Annotated in this window: 13 protein-coding genes and 3 tRNA genes; 12 read left to right on the forward strand and 4 right to left on the reverse strand. The window is 42.3% G+C overall.

The window, feature by feature from the left end:
* Positions 1-18 precede the first annotated feature (18 nt).
* Positions 19-1,446, reverse strand: coding sequence for a WS/DGAT/MGAT family O-acyltransferase (locus ACT3QR_RS09850; protein WP_444521176.1), 1,428 nt, complete (start codon positions 1,444-1,446; stop codon positions 19-21).
* Between the two features lie 173 nt (positions 1,447-1,619).
* The gene (locus ACT3QR_RS09855) at positions 1,620-2,441 is read right to left on the reverse strand and encodes a thiazole synthase (protein ID WP_444521177.1); all 822 of its coding nucleotides are present in this window, start codon (positions 2,439-2,441) and stop codon (positions 1,620-1,622) included.
* Positions 2,442-2,761: 320 nt separating this feature from the next.
* On the opposite strand from ACT3QR_RS09855, the gene gspE reads away from it, so the two are divergent.
* On the forward strand, positions 2,762-4,315 hold the full coding sequence (gene gspE, locus ACT3QR_RS09860; protein ID WP_444521178.1) for a type II secretion system ATPase GspE: 1,554 nt from the start codon (positions 2,762-2,764) through the stop codon (positions 4,313-4,315).
* A gap of 104 nt (positions 4,316-4,419) precedes the next feature.
* Here gspE and ACT3QR_RS09865 read toward each other — a convergent pair whose 3' ends face one another.
* Both ACT3QR_RS09865 and ACT3QR_RS09870 read right to left on the reverse strand, forming a co-directional pair.
* Positions 4,420-4,893, reverse strand: coding sequence for a RidA family protein (locus tag ACT3QR_RS09865; protein WP_444521179.1), 474 nt, complete (start codon positions 4,891-4,893; stop codon positions 4,420-4,422).
* Positions 4,894-4,936: 43 nt separating this feature from the next.
* A complete protein-coding gene (locus tag ACT3QR_RS09870) occupies positions 4,937-5,656 on the reverse strand; it encodes a DUF4442 domain-containing protein (protein ID WP_444521180.1) in 720 nt (239 codons plus the stop codon).
* A gap of 427 nt (positions 5,657-6,083) precedes the next feature.
* Between ACT3QR_RS09870 and ACT3QR_RS09875 the strand changes: the two genes are divergently transcribed.
* From ACT3QR_RS09875 to ACT3QR_RS09925, 11 genes are all read left to right on the forward strand, one after another.
* Positions 6,084-7,601, forward strand: a complete 1,518-nt coding sequence (locus ACT3QR_RS09875; RefSeq protein ID WP_444521181.1) for an McrB family protein — start codon at positions 6,084-6,086, stop codon at positions 7,599-7,601.
* Between the two features lie 15 nt (positions 7,602-7,616).
* The gene (locus ACT3QR_RS09880; protein ID WP_444521182.1) at positions 7,617-9,146 is read left to right on the forward strand and encodes an McrC family protein; all 1,530 of its coding nucleotides are present in this window, start codon (positions 7,617-7,619) and stop codon (positions 9,144-9,146) included.
* 230 nt (positions 9,147-9,376) lie between these two features.
* Positions 9,377-9,453: transfer RNA gene (locus ACT3QR_RS09885), tRNA-Pro, on the forward strand.
* Positions 9,454-9,558: 105 nt separating this feature from the next.
* Positions 9,559-9,635, forward strand: a tRNA-Arg gene (locus tag ACT3QR_RS09890).
* A gap of 41 nt (positions 9,636-9,676) precedes the next feature.
* Positions 9,677-9,752 (forward strand) — tRNA-His (locus tag ACT3QR_RS09895).
* A gap of 436 nt (positions 9,753-10,188) precedes the next feature.
* Positions 10,189-11,124, forward strand: a complete 936-nt coding sequence (locus tag ACT3QR_RS09900; RefSeq protein ID WP_444521183.1) for an AraC family transcriptional regulator — start codon at positions 10,189-10,191, stop codon at positions 11,122-11,124.
* A 321-nt stretch (positions 11,125-11,445) separates the two neighbouring features.
* Positions 11,446-12,507: a hypothetical protein gene (locus ACT3QR_RS09905; protein ID WP_444521184.1), complete on the forward strand. Its 1,062-nt coding sequence runs from the start codon at positions 11,446-11,448 to the stop codon at positions 12,505-12,507.
* A gap of 83 nt (positions 12,508-12,590) precedes the next feature.
* Positions 12,591-13,793, forward strand: coding sequence for a type II secretion system inner membrane protein GspF (gene gspF, locus ACT3QR_RS09910; RefSeq protein WP_444521185.1), 1,203 nt, complete (start codon positions 12,591-12,593; stop codon positions 13,791-13,793).
* Positions 13,794-14,308: 515 nt separating this feature from the next.
* Positions 14,309-14,746: a type II secretion system major pseudopilin GspG gene (gene gspG, locus ACT3QR_RS09915; RefSeq protein ID WP_444521200.1), complete on the forward strand. Its 438-nt coding sequence runs from the start codon at positions 14,309-14,311 to the stop codon at positions 14,744-14,746.
* A gap of 245 nt (positions 14,747-14,991) precedes the next feature.
* Positions 14,992-15,540, forward strand: a complete 549-nt coding sequence (locus ACT3QR_RS09920) for a protein-disulfide reductase DsbD N-terminal domain-containing protein (protein WP_444521186.1) — start codon at positions 14,992-14,994, stop codon at positions 15,538-15,540.
* A gap of 47 nt (positions 15,541-15,587) precedes the next feature.
* Positions 15,588-17,735 carry a cytochrome c biogenesis protein CcdA gene (locus ACT3QR_RS09925; RefSeq protein ID WP_444521187.1) on the forward strand — a complete coding sequence of 716 codons (2,148 nt, stop codon included), beginning with the start codon at positions 15,588-15,590 and terminating at the stop codon, positions 17,733-17,735.
* Positions 17,736-17,943 lie beyond the last annotated feature (208 nt).

Raw genomic sequence — 17,943 nt, forward strand, 5'->3', positions numbered from 1 at the left:
ACCAAAAAGCTGGTTCCATTATGGAGCCAGCTTTTTTGCTTCTTGACGTGTCTTATCTTTTACCGTGACACCTTGAAACTCAAGTTCTTTGCTGGTTGTCTCTAACAGGTCGAGCTCTTCTTCTATATGCATCAGCATGTCTTGCATATGTGGTAGGGCCTTACTACACGCTGTGATGCCAAATTCTATCTTATCTAAGTAACTGGCTAAAGTGATGTTCATCGCTTGACCATTAAAGACAATAGAAGCAGGGTACAAAGACTGCAGACGTGCGCCATTCCAGTACAATGGCTTTTCAGAGCCAGGTACATTTGAGATGATGAGATTGAATGCTTGTTTTTTAGGAAACAGACCAGTAGCCAGATTGATTCCTTGCCACAGATAGGAGACGACACTGTAGTTGATTACTTGCGCTTGATTCATGCGGCGAAAGCGACGTTTACCGTTGTTCATGCTACGGTGAATAAGTTCCATTCTGCGTAGTGGGTTGTCTAAATGGGTGCCCAAATTCGCTAAAACAAATGACAACTGATTACCAGATATACTATTGTCGGTACGTAGCGACATTGGAACAAAAGCAATAAGAGGCTTGGTTGGTAACGCATCCATCGCGATTAAGTAACGACGAATAGCGCCTGCACATACTGCTAGCACCACATCGTTCCTACTAATTTTGAGCCTTTCAGCGATATCGTTAAAACGCTGTATGTCATAAGACTGAGCAGCGACTCTTCTTGAGGCCGATATACGTCTGTTCAAAATACTCATTGGTGCATCAAAGGTACTAACATACCCTTCATCGCCGTAATTTTTTATATTGTCTATCACTTCTGCAAAGACAGGTTTGATGGTTGATATTTGTTCTTTTAAGATGCGTCTAAACGATCTTTCCTTGGGTAAGATAGCGTTTACTTGGTTGCGATGGCGCGCCATTAACGACCAGACAGGCAAAGTAACCGGTTCAGTCGGCGACTGTGACAGGGATTTTTTGACCAGACGCATCGCTGCGATTCCATCAACCAAAGAGTGATGAATCTTAAAGTACCAAGCAAAACGTTTAGGTCCGCCTTCAACTTCTGGCTGAATACCTTCAATAACGTGACATTCCCACAAAGGCATAGCACGATCTAACAAACGCCCATGCTCTCTTGAGACATACATCATTAGCTCGCGAACACGCCCAGGACTTGGCAAAGCGACATGATGCAAATGATGCTCAACATCAAAGTCTTTATCTTTTTTCCAAAAAGCTAAGTGTTCAAGTACCTGATTAAAAGGAAAGCTGGGCGGCACATCGGATTCTTGCATTTGTTTTACCAATTGATAGACAAAATCGCTATCAGCATTATCTGGTAATTCAAAGACAAACAGTCCACCAACGTGCATGGGCTGTTTACGCGACTCAAGAAGTAGGAATAACTGGTCGACTGCTGTGAGAAGTCGCATAATAAATCCTTTTATGACGATAAGTGTTATACGAAAACTATAACAAGTAGATATTCAATGAAATAACATTTTTATTATTTTATAGAGCGTATTAAGTAATCAAACATAGCACTGACAGCACTATGCGTAAATAATCAATACGCTCTATTATGACATGTCATCCATACTTCAAATTATTGAAAGAAGTAACCTGTCTGAGGTGAACTGGCCGTAGCCATCTTACGCATTGGCATACGACCTGCCAAAAACGCAGCGCGACCTGCCCACATAGCATGCTTCATTGCGTGTGCCATCATTACCGGGTTTTGTGCGTTGGCAATGGCTGAGTTCATCAGTACACCATCACAGCCAAGCTCCATGGCAAGTGCAGCATCAGACGCAGTACCGACACCAGCGTCAACCAATACTGGTACCTTGGCATTTTCAATTATGATACTAAGCGTGTGACGATTGAGTAGACCGAGTCCTGAACCAATCAAGCTACCAAGCGGCATGATAGCGACACAGCCCATGCTTTCTAATTCTTGTGCGACGATAGGGTCATCTGACGTATAAACCATTACTTCAAAACCATCATCGATCAATACTTTAGCCGCTTTTAGCGTTTCCATAACGTTTGGGTATAGGGTTTTTTCATCACCCAATACTTCAAGCTTAACCAAATTGTGACCGCCCAATAGCTCGCGAGCAAGCTTGCAAGTACGAATGGCAGTTTCGGCGTCAAAGCAACCAGCAGTATTAGGTAATATCGTATATTTATCAGGTGAAATTACATCTAATAAGTTGGGCTCATCACTATTTTGTCCAATGTTGACGCGGCGAATCGCAACGGTCACGATTTCGGCTGCTGAAGCGGCAATAGCTTCTCCAGTCTCTGTCATATCTTTGTACTTACCTGTACCGACTAGCAGACGCGAAGAAAAAGTACGGCTACCGACAGTAAAGGTATCTTGTAGAAGTGGTGTTGGATTAGTAATGCTAATGTTCTCTGACATAACGGAAAATCCTAATATCGAGCGGGAGAAGGGGACAGACAAAGTATGATGGGTAATCTAAGCGATCTAAAAGTTATAATAAATAATGGCAAGCTGTCTGCAAAAAAATCGCATGATATGCTAACTCTTATAGCCACAATATGTGATAGGTATAAAGCATCAATCACATAAAATAATACCCGTCTAAAACAAAATGCTATTATAACAAACTCATGCAACCTTACTGGCAGTCTTTTTTGATTCGAACTGTTAAGGACAAGGCATCCATCATGCTTGGCGTGCGTTATTTTTATCTTATCTTCATTTATTGGGTCGTCTTTATGATGCAGTTGCCATACAGTTTTGCGAAACGCCATCAGGTTTTGGCCATACTTGCGATAGATCCTGAGTTGCCACCGACATTGGTACTTACCAAAGCTACCTCATTATCAGCGATCAATGAAGCGGTGCGGTTTTTACAACAGCAAGGCGTTCGCGGTGTACCCACTTACGAAAGTGTCAGCGCGGATGATTTTGAAAAACGTATGAACGCGGTTTATGCTGGCAATACAGGAGAGTCACAGCATATTGCTGCTGGACTTGAAGACCACCCTGATCTCGATAGCTTGGCAGATAGCGTTCCTGAGACTGAAGACTTGATGGATCAGCAGGACGATGCACCTATTATTCGCCTGATCAATGCCTTGTTGTCCGAAGCTATTCGCTTAAGTGCCTCAGATATTCATATCGAAACCTTTGAAAAGCGCTTAGTTGTCCGTTTCCGAGTTGATGGTGAGCTAAAAGAAATCATCGCACCAAAACGCCAACTGGCTCCGCTGCTAGTCTCGCGTATTAAAGTAATGGCTAGATTGGATATCGCTGAAAAGCGGGTACCGCAAGATGGTCGTATCAGTTTAAGATTGGCAGGGCGAGAAGTCGATGTACGTGTATCGACCTTACCATCAAGCTTTGGTGAGCGTGTGGTGATGCGTCTATTAGATAAGCAAGCGGGTCGTCTTAATATGACGTATTTGGGGCTTTCTGATAATGACTATACTGAGCTAAAGCGCTTAATTCACCGTCCGCATGGCATTATTTTGGTGACAGGGCCGACTGGTTCGGGTAAAACCACGACGCTATACTCTGCATTGACTGATTTAAATGATCAAACTCGCAATATCTTAACTGCTGAAGATCCGATTGAGTTTCAGCTTGATGGTATCGGGCAAACACAGGTCAACAATAAAGTCGACATGACGTTTGCTAAAAGCTTGCGCGCAATGCTGCGCCAAGATCCTGATGTGGTAATGGTTGGTGAAATTCGTGATTTAGAGACAGCAGAAATTGCTGTACAAGCTTCTTTGACAGGACACTTGGTATTATCGACACTACATACCAATACTGCTATCGGTGCGGTCACTCGATTGCAGGACATGGGGGTTGAACCATTTCTGTTATCGTCGTCGCTGATTGGCGTAGTAGCGCAGCGTTTGGTGCGTACCTTGTGTTCACATTGTCAAAGCTGGCAAGATGCCGATACTGAGCAAGCCAAAATTTTTACTGAAATTGGCATTGGGTCAGTGCAAGAGAATAATGTCGAACCTATAGCAAATGAGTCGATTCGTTTGCCGAAACCAGTGGGCTGCGATAAATGTAACCAGTCAGGGTTTAAAGGACGTACCGCTATATATGAAGTCGTGCCAATCGACGATACATTACGCCGTATGATTCATAGCAATACAGCCGAGTATGAACTAGAAGAGTATGCACGCCAGCAAACCCCCTCGATTCGTGCAGATGGTTTACGTAAAGTCATAGAAGGGCGCACGACATTGGAGGAAGTGCTGCGAGTGACGAAAGAAAGCGCGCTAACGGACGACACGAGCTTGGTATAAATACTTGTAAAAAACATAGGCATAACAGATAAAAATAACTGACGTGAGTAGCCAGTTATTTTAATATTTTTCTGATTTTGAAGCTTTAGCGTTTTTAGTCGCTATTATTTTGCAGCCATACATTCAATTTCAACGCTTGCGCCAGCGGCTAGTTCTGACACACCAAAAGCAGAGCGTGCAGGATATGGTTTAGTCAATTCAGCCTTGTAGACTTTGTTAAAGTCACCAAAGTCATCCATGTCGGTCAGCATGACCATACATTTAACAATGTCAGACTTTCGGTAGCCATATTTTAATAGCGTGTTATCGATATTATCTAGCACTTGCTTGGTTTCAGCCTTGACACCACCTTTGACCAGCTTTCCATCCTTAAAACCAATTTGTCCCGACATATATAATGTATTGCCCACGCGTACGGCTTCTGAGAAAGGATAAGTACCGCCATCACCTAAGAAAACAGGGCTAGAATTAGCAATGCTAACAGCCGTCGTCGTGTTGGCATTAGCGTTATGAACAAAACCCAATGAGCACATAGCGACGAGCGATAGCGTAGATAGGGAAGTACTAAGTTTAGACATACTGTTTCCTCATTGAATTTATTAGTTATCAATTGTGTATTAACTACTGATTGTCACTATTCTGTTTAGTAGATGACGTATCATTTTCTTCGATTGGGGTCTCAGTGTCATCCTCTGCGACTTTTTCAGACGCTTTACCTTGGCGACGTGCCTCTAGTTCAGCCTTTGGTATCCATGCCCAAATCATCTCAACCACAATTGGGTCACGGTCACTGTCAGACTCACGATCTTTAATGACACAAGGGATAACCATCTCACCTTTTGGTGTGTTTAGAATATCCAAACGCTGTTCATCAGACAAGCTTGCCACAGCAGCAATTTGACCTTTTTTGATTGGACGATAGAAATTTACCGAGTAAGACTTAATCAGTAGAATACGATCAGAGGGTAAGTTTAAACCCAAAATAAACCCCGTAGCTGTTTCAGCCAGTAACGTGATGGCGACCGCATGGATAGAACCGATATGGTTTTGGACAGCTTTATTGTTGTTGAGACTGACGACGACTTGGTTTGGTTCTACCGTCTCATAATAAATGCCAGTGGTGCCGACATATGGGACGACCTTGCCAAAGGCTTTAGATAAAATACTTGAGCGTGCACCAGCAGGCAGGTATTTAGTAACTGATAACAGTTTAGTAAATTGATTGCTAATTGGTTTTAGCGTGCTACTGGGTTTCTCAACTGATGATTTTGTGCTGTCAGATGCTTTGGCTGGCAGTTTATTGGTCAACTTGGTGGGTAGTTTTTTTAATAATCCTGGCATACAAAATTCCTTGACGTAAATGAGTTGAATGACATTCTTAATACGGCTCTTTATGATAGTGGCGAAAAATATAGATTATAAAAGTCGCTGCAAATACTATGTTACATCAACCATTGTCTTCCTACTATTATTAGCATGAACTGCTGCGCTTATAAAACAATAGTAGCGTGGCTATGTTGCTAGGTTATATCATCAGTTTAGATCGCCACTTAAAGTAGCCTAGTTATCTTATATATCAGTATTATTTGGACATTAGCATTATTAAGTGATTGGTATAGGCAGTTCAATATAACTTAGATACAAGGAAGCCGAGAGAAAGGGCTACAAATAGTGGATTAAGCGAGACTGATACCGTATCTAATTTATAGAGGGCTGACTATAGTTACCATGCCAATAGACAGCCACGTTATAATGACAAAATGTTAGCATGTCTATTTTAAACCTGTTTTCAATGCCGCTGGATAACGTTATGCCTGATATGTCTGCTCATGAACCGACCAATATTATTTATACGGGTGTTGCTGGTACAGGTAAAACCTATAGATTGCTGCAAATCGCGAAGCAATATACCGACTATCTACCCAAGACTGAAAATGAGGACTTATTAGAGCAGCTACTACAAGGTCTAAGCTGGCGCGAAGTGTTATGTTTGGTATTTTTAGACCTACGTGCTGAACAGCAAGATTTGTTAAAGGTTCGAGAAATTATTGATCATCCTTTTTTTATGACGAAGGCTGCTCAGAACTCACGTGATAAAAATCTGGATAGTACAGCTTGGTTAGAGTTACGCAGACATAGTCCTACGAACTCTCAAACAGTCAGTTTTGATAATCGTGCTAGCCAAGCTTATTTTGATAAAGACAATAGTGGATCGTGGTATTTATTGCCTGAAAGTATGGTGCTACTAGAAGATTTATCACAGCAATTAGTAGAGTTTCAGCAGGCACAGCGTGACAACCAAATCCATCAGAATCAAAACATCGGTCAGCAGCGTTTTAGTATGGTGAGCTTCCATCAAGCCTATGGTTATGAAGAGTTTGTAGAAGGTATACGACCTGTCATGAGTGGCGCCACTCAAGCAAATAATAGCTCCGCTAATCAAACTCAAATGAGTTACGCGGTGCAAGATGGAGCATTTTTAAAACTATGTCAACGTGCCGCCCGTGACCCTCAGCAGCGTTATGTAATACTAATTGATGAAATTAACCGTGCTAATGTATCACGAGTGTTTGGTGAGCTTCTTAGCTTGATAGAGCCTGATAAACGAGCGGGCAAGCCGAATGCGATGACAGTGAGTTTGGCGTATTCTGGGCGTGCTTTTAGTGTTCCTGCCAATGTCGATATTTATGCCACTATGAATACCCAAGACCATTCTTTAGCACCACTGGATATGGCGTTACGCCGACGTTTTCGTTTTATTGATTGTCCACCGCAGCCTGATTTACTATCGACGATTTATGACAGCAATGACACTGATACTGGCCTATCTGACGGTTCAGAAGCAAGCGCGATAGATTTGAGTAAATTACTAACAGGCTTGAATAGACGTATCGTGCAGACATTGGGAGTAGAAGCGCAGTTGGGACATGCGTTTTTATTCGCAGTCACTCAGTTAGAGCAATTACAAACGGCTCTCGTTGAACAAATTATTCCCCAATTGGCTCAAGCAGCTGGTGGTCAAATGACTGTGCTGCAGTATATCTTTGGGGATGAGCAGCAACCAACGAGCAAGCAGTTCGTACAGGACGGACAAGCATTGATGAGTGACGACTTGTATAATCCGATGAGCCACCAAAACAACGCTTCTTCTGAACACCAAATGTTTGCAGGGCAGGGTTCTTTTCTTAGTCAATCTATGAGTATGAATAGTTATACTATCAATGCCGATCTGATCGCTAAAGATGGTGAGTTTAACAATGCTGCTATCTATCAGCGTTTGTACTAGCAGGGTGGCTGTTCAGTGATAACGAATAATCCATATTACGCCAAGGAACATTCTATTAGGGTAATTAGTCGTCAGACTCGTATTCCTAACAGTAGTGTCATTACGATGAATGTTATTACCGTGTTTGAGCATCAACGTCTGACCGTGCATGATTTTTTGCAAGCATCTGATTTCGATTGGCTAATAGCGCAAGAGTTTGCAGTATTTACTATCAAGCGTAAGCAAGGACAATGGCAGATTAAAGTTGGGCATTATATCGGGATTATTCTACTACCCAGTGGCATGACGCTTGAGATATTGCCAAAGCTAAACCAGTCTACTCAGACCAGCGATATTGTCCAGACCCGTTACTGGGTACAAGGTATGCTATCGGACTTGATACATCTTGATACGAGCAACAATCGTAAGCTACCCAATACGAAGAATTTTGGTCAATTTAGTTCTCAGTCCACTCCTTTACCGTTAAAAGCATTGCCTATATCAGACTGGCTGATTGAGCAATTTTTGCAGCGTTTGATTGATTATCAACCAACCAAGCATTATCAGGCTCAGATTGACAATCAGGCATCACTGCAAGGTCGACTGCTCATCAAAGAACAACTGCGTCACAATAGTATGCAACCGCATAAGTTCATCTGTGAAAGTAGTGTATTAAGTCATGACATGTTGGCCAATCGGTTGATTAAGAGTGCATTGGTTTACTTAATGCCTTTATTACCCCAGCTTGTTTCTTCAAAACTGTTGCAGCCATGGCAGCAGGTGTCTACGCTAAACAACCGTGAAATACAGCAGATAGCAGTAATATATGCTCAAGCAAAGCGTCAGCTAGACGTTCAACCACTTCAAAAGCAAAAACTGCATGCCGCGCAGCAGTTAGTAGACCTAGCATATTGGCTATTGAAACAGGCGACGGCTGCGACAGGCAACGGTATCGATCCAAGTAAACGAAGCTGTTCTCAGCTAAAATTGTGTTTGTTGATTGATATGAATCAAGCTTTTGAACAATGGGCAAGTCAGCGTATCGCATCAATGTTTCAGCAGATCAGTAGCAACTATCGTCCTTTGTATCAAACCCAAAGTGTCTGGCTAAACGATGCTGAGGGATTGGCGTGCTTATCTATACGGCCTGATTTACTGATATTCAAAACTGTCTCTGATGATTATCAAAACCAGAGTAATACAGCAGCTAGTCAAATTACAGCTCAAGACAAGACCAGAGGACGCTACAGTCACGTCATCGATATTAAGTGGAAACATTTACCGCATGCCGCTGCAATTAGTGCAAGCGACGCTTATCAATTGACCAGCTATGCACAAGCTTACTTAGCAGGACAGGTCTGGTTGGTTTACCCAGTGCTAGGAGGTGATAGGCAGCCAGCGGAACTCAAGCAACAAATTCACCGTGGCAGTGGTGATACTAAAGGCGACATTAGCAATGATGTCAAAAACAGTGCATCAGCTAATGCCTATTTATGGTTAATGCCGTTTGATGTTTTGACGGGTACACTCAACGGTGACGTGCTGCCACATCTGGACAAAATATAATACGGTTGTCAATGACAGATAGATAAACAAAGGGTCTTACTACCGCTATTTTGGCAAAATTGACGTAATTTTAAAAAAATTAGCGATTATTTTAAATTAATTGAAAATAGGTGTTGACACAATCGCCTTTACCCCTTAATATGTGCACCTCGATAGCGAGGAACATTAACAAGTTAGCGGTATTGCCAACAACGAGTTAATCAACAAATTATCGTGATAATAGAAAATTTCGGAGTGTGGCGCAGTTTGGTAGCGCATCTGGTTTGGGACCAGAGGGTCGTAGGTTCGAATCCTATCACTCCGACCATCTATTTCAAGAGCCTTACAGGCTTTTTTTTATGTATAACGGTTTAGTTTTTGATATAGTGAAATATATCGTAAATTAAGTTTAGTATATAAAAGTCCTCTAAGAGCGCCTGTAGCTCAGCTGGATAGAGCATCTCCCTTCTAAGGAGGTGGTCGCAGGTTCGAATCCTGCCAGGCGCACCACTTAGCCTGCAAATCTTGCCTATTCTTTGGCAATAATTATGGCGGTTGTAGCTCAGTTGGTAGAGCCCCGGGTTGTGATCTCGGTTGTCGTGGGTTCGAGTCCCATCAGTCGCCCCATATTTTGTTTTATCTGCATGTAAATCCTACCTTTATATGAAAATATAAATAATAGCACTCGCCCTTGATGGCGATTTTTTTGTGTCTATTTGATTTTAACTCTCTATTACTTCTATAAGAGTAAACATATCAAATTTAATAGTACTTTCAATACTAGATAAACTCCTACCCTTTTATTAAAATTTTATACAGACTTTCCTTAAGGTTTAGTATGACCGTGTCTACTTTATCACTATTTAGTAATGCTAATAAGTAATTAGACATGAAATTCTAAATCGTGCATCATATTTAAGTATTATTGCGCCATTGTATTGACTAGCAAATATCTATTGGAGTGAGCACTGGCATATGGCAAACCGACAGAGCATGATGTCGGGAACGTTATTACCTTTTTAGAATAAACCGTTATTAATCTGTATTGTTGAGGAATTGATTGATGGACGCACTAAGTGTATTGCTGCAAAACGTACATTTATTTGAAACTAAGTATTATCGTCTAAATGGTACTGGCAATTGGTCTTATTCTATCACTAGAAAAGACACTATTTTATTCTACTTAGTAATGTCTGGCGGGTTTTGCATCGATGTTGGAAATGGTCTACGAGAAGCTCACGCTGGTGACATGATCATGATTCCGAATGCGCATAAACACGTAAGCTACGCACTCAACTACCATGGTGAAGTTGCCGAACCGCTCGATAATCTACTAAGCAATTGCAAAGATGGTACGCTTGATATCAATGGTGATGGAGATCCCAATTCATCTTTGATACTGATTGAATGCAAATACGACAAAGAGATGATTAATCCTTTACTGTCGGTGCTGCCATCGATATTACCTGAGCTTAATGATGCCGCTGATGGTCGGTTTGAAGTGATTGATGTAGAGATTAAGCTGCTAACCCTAGAGTCTGAGCGTGAGCGTATGGGAAAAACGGCTGTGATCAACCATTGGGCAAGTATTATGATGATTGAGTGTTTGCGCGTATATATTGAAAGCTTGCCTGAAGCCACAGAAAACTGGCTCACAGCTATGAAGGATCCGTTTTTGACTAAGGCGCTAGCCGCGATGCATGGGGCACCGAGTGAAAGCTGGACCATTCATCAGCTTGCCGAAGTAGCAGGAATGTCGCGCTCCAGCTTTGCGCAGCGTTTCAAAGATACTGTCGGTATGCCACCACTGACTTATCTGATTGATTACCGCTTACGATTGGCCGCTCGCTATTTACGCTTACAGCAAAACAGTATTAGCCGTATCAGCGAGATGGTGGGTTATGCTTCAGATTCGACCTTTAGTCAGGCGTTCAAACGTGTATATGGTGTCTCGCCAAAAGCATATCGTCAGCAGTATCGACAGAACAACCTTGCATAGCTCTAGTGGCTGTTTATTCAAGTTATCTAAGTAGAATCTTGATTAGAAGCGCTAATGTCATTTATATGTCCTTGGCGCTTTTTTTTAATTTGTGAGTACATATCATTTATAAATGTTGAGTCACTCATAGATATAAGATCTCTGGTAACTTGCTATAGCTATTTTAGTTAAGGGCAGCTGACAATGAGTCTGTGTTCAGGTACTATGGATTGATGAGTCGTCGAGACAGAAACGTTGATTTTATAACGCATTATATGTCCTTATACGATGTGCATATATAAGGATCGAGACGATGTTTATTTTCGCTGCTAATGGTATGCTATGACTGAACCGACCGCAAAGCTAAATGTAGGAAACAAGGGCCAACAAGAGACTACTACAACTGCTAAAATAGAAAGTAATGTTAATAAGAGCACTGCTATAGAGAACCCGAATGTCGACAAAGAAACGCCAAAAAATGACACGGTAGAGACACTTGATAAAGCGGCACTCTTAAAGATGTTTACCTTGTTAGATGCCGACGAGGCAACAACTGAATTAGTAACGTCTGAAACATCCGATAGCCTTGCTGTAGCTGCAAAACCTGCTGCTCAAGAAACCGATGTCGCTACGCAGCGTGTTGCGCTTTATCATACTCAGCATGAGCGTACTCGATTGTTATATATGGCATCCGCCAATACGCGTCCTACTTATTTAGTACAGACCTTGAAGCCGCAATTTTCAGAATATCAGCAGTACTTACTGGCGCAGCAGCTTGATAAACGTGGCCTGATGGATACGGATAAGCTTGAAAGACTCTGGCAACAGCTACATGTGGTTGATGACATCATTGCAGATATCGTGCGTCATATGCCTGCACAGCAGCCCGCTGGGTGGCAACTGACGACTCAAGATGGTCGCAACCCATTGTGCTTTGCTACGGTTGGTAAGTTAAAGCATGGCAAGCCGATTCGCGATCAAGGCAGCCTTAACAGTTATGTACTTGGGCACTTTGGCGTGAGTAGTTTTACTTATGATCGAGGCTATTATATTGGTCATGTGGTTGGTTATTTATTTAGTTGTTATTACTGTGCTCATCTGTCGATCACTTATGGCGTTACAGCCCTTGGACAGCAAGTCGTCGCTGATTATGATTATGCCAGTCTGGAGACGCCGTATATGGTCAGGCTATTACAAGGTCTTGACGGTTATTGCAAAAAACGTATTTATCAGTTGGCTGTCATCTGTGCACGCTTGAGCGTTTTTGCGAGTGATAAACGCATTGAAAGAATGCTGATCGCTGAGGTCAATGATTTTGATAAGAAACTACAGCAGCAGCATTTGGATGTTTTGTTATTACAAGGTTTGATGCCTGATAGTAATGATTCAACGCCACTGTTTTGAGTTCGACATAACAAGCTAATAGATTGCTGTTAAATCACACATTATAACTGTCTAACTGTAAGCCCTTTAGGATATCTGTTGCCATGCCTGCCTATCACTTCAAAGCACTTGATGACCACGGTGTTGTCCAAAAAGGCTTGCTAGAAGGGGATTCTGCGCGGCAAATTCGCCAGCAGCTGCGTGATAAGCAGTGGACACCAGTTGAAGTCAACCCTGTCAACGACAAACAAAATCAAAGTAAAAGCCGCTATAAAAAACCATCTGCATACGAGCTGGCGTTGCTGACACGTCAATTATCTGTATTATTGGCAGCGGGTATCCCACTCGAAGAAACCTTAGCAGCGGTTGCTAAGCAATCACCAAAGACTCATATCAAATCCTTAATGCTTGCAGTGCGCTCACATGTCTTAGAAGGGCTGAGTTTAGCACGTGCCCTGCAACAAGCCGCTAGCTTTCCACCGTTATATATCGCCACGATTGCCGCAGGCGAAAAATCTGGGCATCTTGATCTTATCCTCAATCAGCTAGCAGACTACACCGAAAACCGTTTTGCCCTACAAAAGAAAATCCAAGGGGCAATGGTGTATCCGATTGTCCTAATGGTCATGGCAGTTGCGGTAATTATGGGACTAATGAGTTTCGTCGTACCCAAGATTGTCAAAGTCTTTGAGCAATCTGAGCAAGCGCTACCTCTCATTACCCAAGTCGTTCTCACGCTATCGAATATCATTACTCAGTGGTGGTGGTTGATACTATTGGTATTGGCAAGTACCGCTTTTTTATTCTACCGTTTTGCCCAAACGCAGGCAGGCAAATTATCAATTGATAGTGTGGTGCTTAGATTGCCCATATTAGCTAGATTGTCCAAAGGACTGAATGCCGCACGATTTGCTAGTACCCTTGCGATACTAGTACGTTCGGGAGTACAGTTAATTGAGGCATTACATATCGGTGCCGCGGTCACGACCAATTTACATATTCAAAAAACCATTATCACTGCTGCTGACAGGGTGACAGAAGGCTCTAGCTTGTCTAGTCAACTAGAGAAATCTACTTATTTTCCGCCGATGATGGTACAGATGATAAAAAGTGGAGAAAACTCAGGTGAGCTTGAAGGTATGCTTAGCCGTGCCGCCAATATGCAGGAGGCAGAAGCTACCAATTTTATCAGCACCTTATTATCACTACTTGAGCCTCTAATGCTGGTACTAATGGGTGTAATAGTCATGATTATTGTGATGGCGGTTATGCTACCCATCGTCAATATGAATGATTTAGCAGGCTAGGTTCATGCGCTAGCCAGTGAACTATCATATTCTTTACTTATAGCTAAATTTCAATCTCCAAAATCTCTATCTAACTATTTTTTATTCTATTCTGATCACTTAACTTGCTTACTAAACCTTGGATTAGCTTTCTTAAGGTTTGCTTACTGTTGTATATTGTTGACCAGACGATATTTCTACTATGGTGAATAAGCGACTCGCGCTATAGTAAGCGCGAGTTAATAATCGCACATTTGGGTCAGCCAACATTTAGCTTCGGTTAAAATAGTAAACCCAAACTCAAACTGGGCGCAGCGCTGGATAAAAATAAAACCATGGTTTATAGTGACGATAGTTTTAGAGCTCATTGATGAGAGCCACGATAGAACGCCACTTTTACTGTTTACATAACTGCGATGACCAAAGCGATGATTATGACTAATAAATTCCAAGTAAATATGACGCCAAAAAGTGCTATTCAGGATACGCAATCCCATTCAAATATTGCAAATGACCACAAGATAGCTGCTTCAGCCATGCACTGCAGTGCAGCGAGAGAGTCTGGTCAAGCAGGGTTCACTCTTATCGAGATTATGGTTGTTATCGTTATCCTAGCCATTCTTGCTGGCTTGGTGGTACCAAAAGTAGTCGGTCAAAGTGATAGGGCCCGTGTTAAAACAACTGAGACTGCGCTTGCTACTGTCTCAAACGCGCTAGATATGTACAAGGTTGATAATTCGCGCTATCCGACAACTGCTCAAGGTCTAGAAGCGCTTACGACACCGCCTGCTGATGCAAAAAACTATCCTGAAGGTGGGTATATCAAAGGTGGTTATCCAACCGATGGCTGGGAAAATGAGATGCAGTATGTTGCACCAGGTAGTGAAGGGCGACCTTATGATTTGTTTTCGTTGGGTGCTGATGGGCAACAAGGTGGCGAAGGGCAAGATACGGATCTTTATGCTCAGCTATAAAGCGTAATAATAGACGTATAGAGTATAAACTCTGATACTGATATAGCTTTGTAGAACGAAATACTCATTCATCAATGCGCTTTCAATAATTTATAAATATCAACCAATATCTCCCTATTGGTTGATATTTTTTATCAGTAGAAAAACTGCCTACTGTCCAATACAAGCTTGATAGTCAGTGCTATAAATATATCTAGATGTTCAGCAAAATAGTCATCGCAGACTGCAATTAAAGGTAATCACCTATGTCGATCCAAAAGCCTAATAAGTATTTTTCTAAAAACCTTTATAAATTGGTTCTAACCGTTGCAAGTACTTCATTGGTAACGGTTCTGTCAATGACATCGGTCAATGCACAAGCAGCAGGGCTAAATGACTTATTTAAAAATAGTTCCTCAGCAAAATCGAAATTCTTACCAGTGGATGAAGCCTTTCAGGTGGTTAGTAACACCAAAGCGACTTCCAAAGGTACACGGTTGTCGATCAGCTTTGAGATTACACCAGGGCATTATGTCTATAAGGATAAGCTTACGTTGAGCTTCCCTAAAGGAATAAGCGCCACGCCGTTCACTTTTAATCAAGCGCCAGTATCAGTCGATGATCCGACCTTTGGTCAGGTTCCTGTATTTACGCAAAGGAGTGTCATTGCAACCACGACGTTGACGACGAGTAATGGTAAGGGAGCCAAAAACGCACCTATTATTATTGGTTGGCAAGGGTGTGCAACCGCTGGACTATGTTATCCACCAGAAAAAGTTAAAACTAAGATAGATATTGCAGCAACACGCAGATAAATATCGAGCAGATTGATCCATATATCGGTAATAATAGGTAGCCATTCATGTCCATCAAGACATCACGAAAGTCCTCATCATCTAGCGTATCTACTCATTCAAAAAAATCCCGTATCTTAGCGCTTGCTATCGCTAGTGGTTCATTGTTGACAGGTTTATCAGCGACATCAACGGTACAAGCAGCAGGGTTAGGCGACCTTTTCGGTAGTAGTGAAAGCTCATCAAAGTCAAAGTTTTTGCCAGTAGATCAAGCGTTTCAGGTGAGTACGAATAGCACCCCTGTCCAATCTGGTACGCGGTTGGCCATTAACTTCGATATCACTCCTGAGCATTATGTCTATAAAAAGCAAATCAAGCTCACGCTACCCGCTGGCGTGACGGCTGCACCTTTTACTTTTAGTCAGACACCTTATTCAATAGATGATCCAACCTTCGGTCAGGTGTTGGTATTTGATCAAGCAAATATGGTCGCTACCACCACACTGACGAACAACAGTGGTAAGAATATAGAAGATGCTGCTATCGTCGTCGGTTGGCAGGGATGTGCAAAGGCAGGACTGTGCTACCCGCCTGAAAAGATTAATACGACTGTCAGTATTGAAGCAGCCTCGGCACAGGCAACGGTAAATAGCGATAGTACTGCAAATAGCGATAGTACTGCGAGTACAACTAATTCATCTGAAAATGATACCGAGACACCAGAAGAGCCAAGTACAGCAGTTCTTGATAACGCTGTACCTGATGATGCGCAAGCACTGACAGAAGATGGCGCTATTGATTACGACTTAATAGATGAAAGCGCTGTAGAGTATGATTCTTTAGACAGTAGTGCGGCGATGAGTACGATTTCTGCAGCAGACAGCAACGTATCAGGTGAGATGACTAACGGCGCAAGTGTCTCAGAAAATAGCTTTGTCGACGGCGATCCTTTTGGTTTGGCCTCTCATCCATGGCTAGCATTAGCTTTATTGTTTTTAGCAGGCTTAGGTTTAGCTTTGACGCCGTGTGTTCTACCGATGCTGCCTATTGTGGCGAATATTGTCGCCCGTGAAAAAAACCCAACGATCAAACGCGGTGTCGTCTTGACCACCAGTTACGCGATTGGGGTCGCGACTGCTTATGGTATTTTGGGTGCTGTTATTGCAGTCTTTGGTGAATCTTTAGGTATTATTGGTTGGCTACAAAACCCTGTTATTCTCATCAGCTTTGCCATTGTGTTTGTGCTGCTTGCGCTATACATGCTGGGTCTTTTCAGTGTGCGATTGCCACAAGCGATTAGTCAAAAAATGCAAGGATTAAGTCAAGCAGGCGACAGTAAGCTTGGTAGTACAGGCGGCAGTTTGATTGCTGGATTTTTATCAGCGTTAGTCGTCTCGCCTTGCGTTTCCGCACCATTGTTTGGGGCATTATTAGCGGTTTCTACTATTGGTAGTCCTTTGCTCGGCTTTGCCGCTTTATTTATGCTTGGGTTTGGTTTGTCAGTGCCACTTATTTTGATTGGTGCTACCCAAGGTAAGATTATGCCAAAAGCGGGCGAGTGGATGAATTGGGTCAAACAAGGTTTTGCTTTATTACTATTTGCTGTGGCCTTGTTATTGATTGAACGTGTCTTTATATCGCCAGTTATGCTTATGGTATGGGCGTTATGGTTTATGGTTGTGGCAACATGGGCGTGGAGTTGGCTGGGTAAAGGTCGTATGCTGACCCAAGCATTGAGCCTTATCGCCGGTATCTGGGCAGCCTGTTTAATTATTGGCGCTGCACTGGGCAATGACGATAGCTTGCGTCCATTAGCATCATTAGGTGCAGTACCGATGATGGTACAGTCAACATCTGGTCAACCAGTAAATAATGGTAGCACCACGGATAAAACGATCACTACGTTGGCTGAGTTAGATGCCATTGTAGCAGCCAATCCAAATGTGATTGTCGATCTGACAGCAGAGTGGTGTATTGAGTGCCGCATTATGGATAAGAACTTGTTTCATAATCGTCCAGCTCAAATGCAAGATTGGCAACTAGTGAGGCTTGATATCACAGAGACAACCGAAGACTCAAAAGCCATTTTGTCACGTTATAAACTGTTCGGACCACCCGCGCTGCTATACTATCAAGAAGGTCAGCTGACACAGCAACAAGTCGGTGAGATAGGTCGCATAGAGTTTGAGCAGACATTGGATGCGCTGAATGACTAATGTTTAACAACTAATACTTAAAAAATAAGCATGATTTTTTGAAAATTCTTAAGAGTTTTAACAAGGCCAGTATACTAAGAAAGAGTATGCTGGCTTTTTTAATGTCATTAAATTCATATAATAGAATATTTTCTAAGTACTTGTTATACAGGTGATTATATAGATAGGCGCTTATTTTAACTATCGATAAAGCTAGTATCATGCTTAT

The organism is Psychrobacter sp. AOP7-B1-25 (assembly GCF_052376195.1).
Taxonomy (GTDB): Bacteria; Pseudomonadota; Gammaproteobacteria; order Pseudomonadales; family Moraxellaceae; genus Psychrobacter.

Excerpts from the sequence above, each read along its gene's own strand:
- gspF (WP_444521185.1), top strand. The coding sequence starts at position 12,591 with ATGCCTGCCTATCACTTCAAAGCACTTGATGACCACGGTGTTGTCCAA.
- gspG (WP_444521200.1), top strand. The coding sequence starts at position 14,309 with ATGCACTGCAGTGCAGCGAGAGAGTCTGGTCAAGCAGGGTTCACTCTT.
- ACT3QR_RS09865 (WP_444521179.1), bottom strand. The coding sequence starts at position 4,893 with ATGTCTAAACTTAGTACTTCCCTATCTACGCTATCGCTCGTCGCTATG.
- ACT3QR_RS09920 (WP_444521186.1), top strand. The coding sequence starts at position 14,992 with ATGTCGATCCAAAAGCCTAATAAGTATTTTTCTAAAAACCTTTATAAA.
- gspE (WP_444521178.1), top strand. The coding sequence starts at position 2,762 with ATGATGCAGTTGCCATACAGTTTTGCGAAACGCCATCAGGTTTTGGCC.
- ACT3QR_RS09870 (WP_444521180.1), bottom strand. The coding sequence starts at position 5,656 with ATGCCAGGATTATTAAAAAAACTACCCACCAAGTTGACCAATAAACTG.
- ACT3QR_RS09900 (WP_444521183.1), top strand. The coding sequence starts at position 10,189 with ATGGACGCACTAAGTGTATTGCTGCAAAACGTACATTTATTTGAAACT.
- ACT3QR_RS09850 (WP_444521176.1), bottom strand. The coding sequence starts at position 1,446 with ATGCGACTTCTCACAGCAGTCGACCAGTTATTCCTACTTCTTGAGTCG.
- ACT3QR_RS09855 (WP_444521177.1), bottom strand. The coding sequence starts at position 2,441 with ATGTCAGAGAACATTAGCATTACTAATCCAACACCACTTCTACAAGAT.
- ACT3QR_RS09905 (WP_444521184.1), top strand. The coding sequence starts at position 11,446 with ATGACTGAACCGACCGCAAAGCTAAATGTAGGAAACAAGGGCCAACAA.
- ACT3QR_RS09875 (WP_444521181.1), top strand. The coding sequence starts at position 6,084 with ATGTCTATTTTAAACCTGTTTTCAATGCCGCTGGATAACGTTATGCCT.
- ACT3QR_RS09925 (WP_444521187.1), top strand. The coding sequence starts at position 15,588 with ATGTCCATCAAGACATCACGAAAGTCCTCATCATCTAGCGTATCTACT.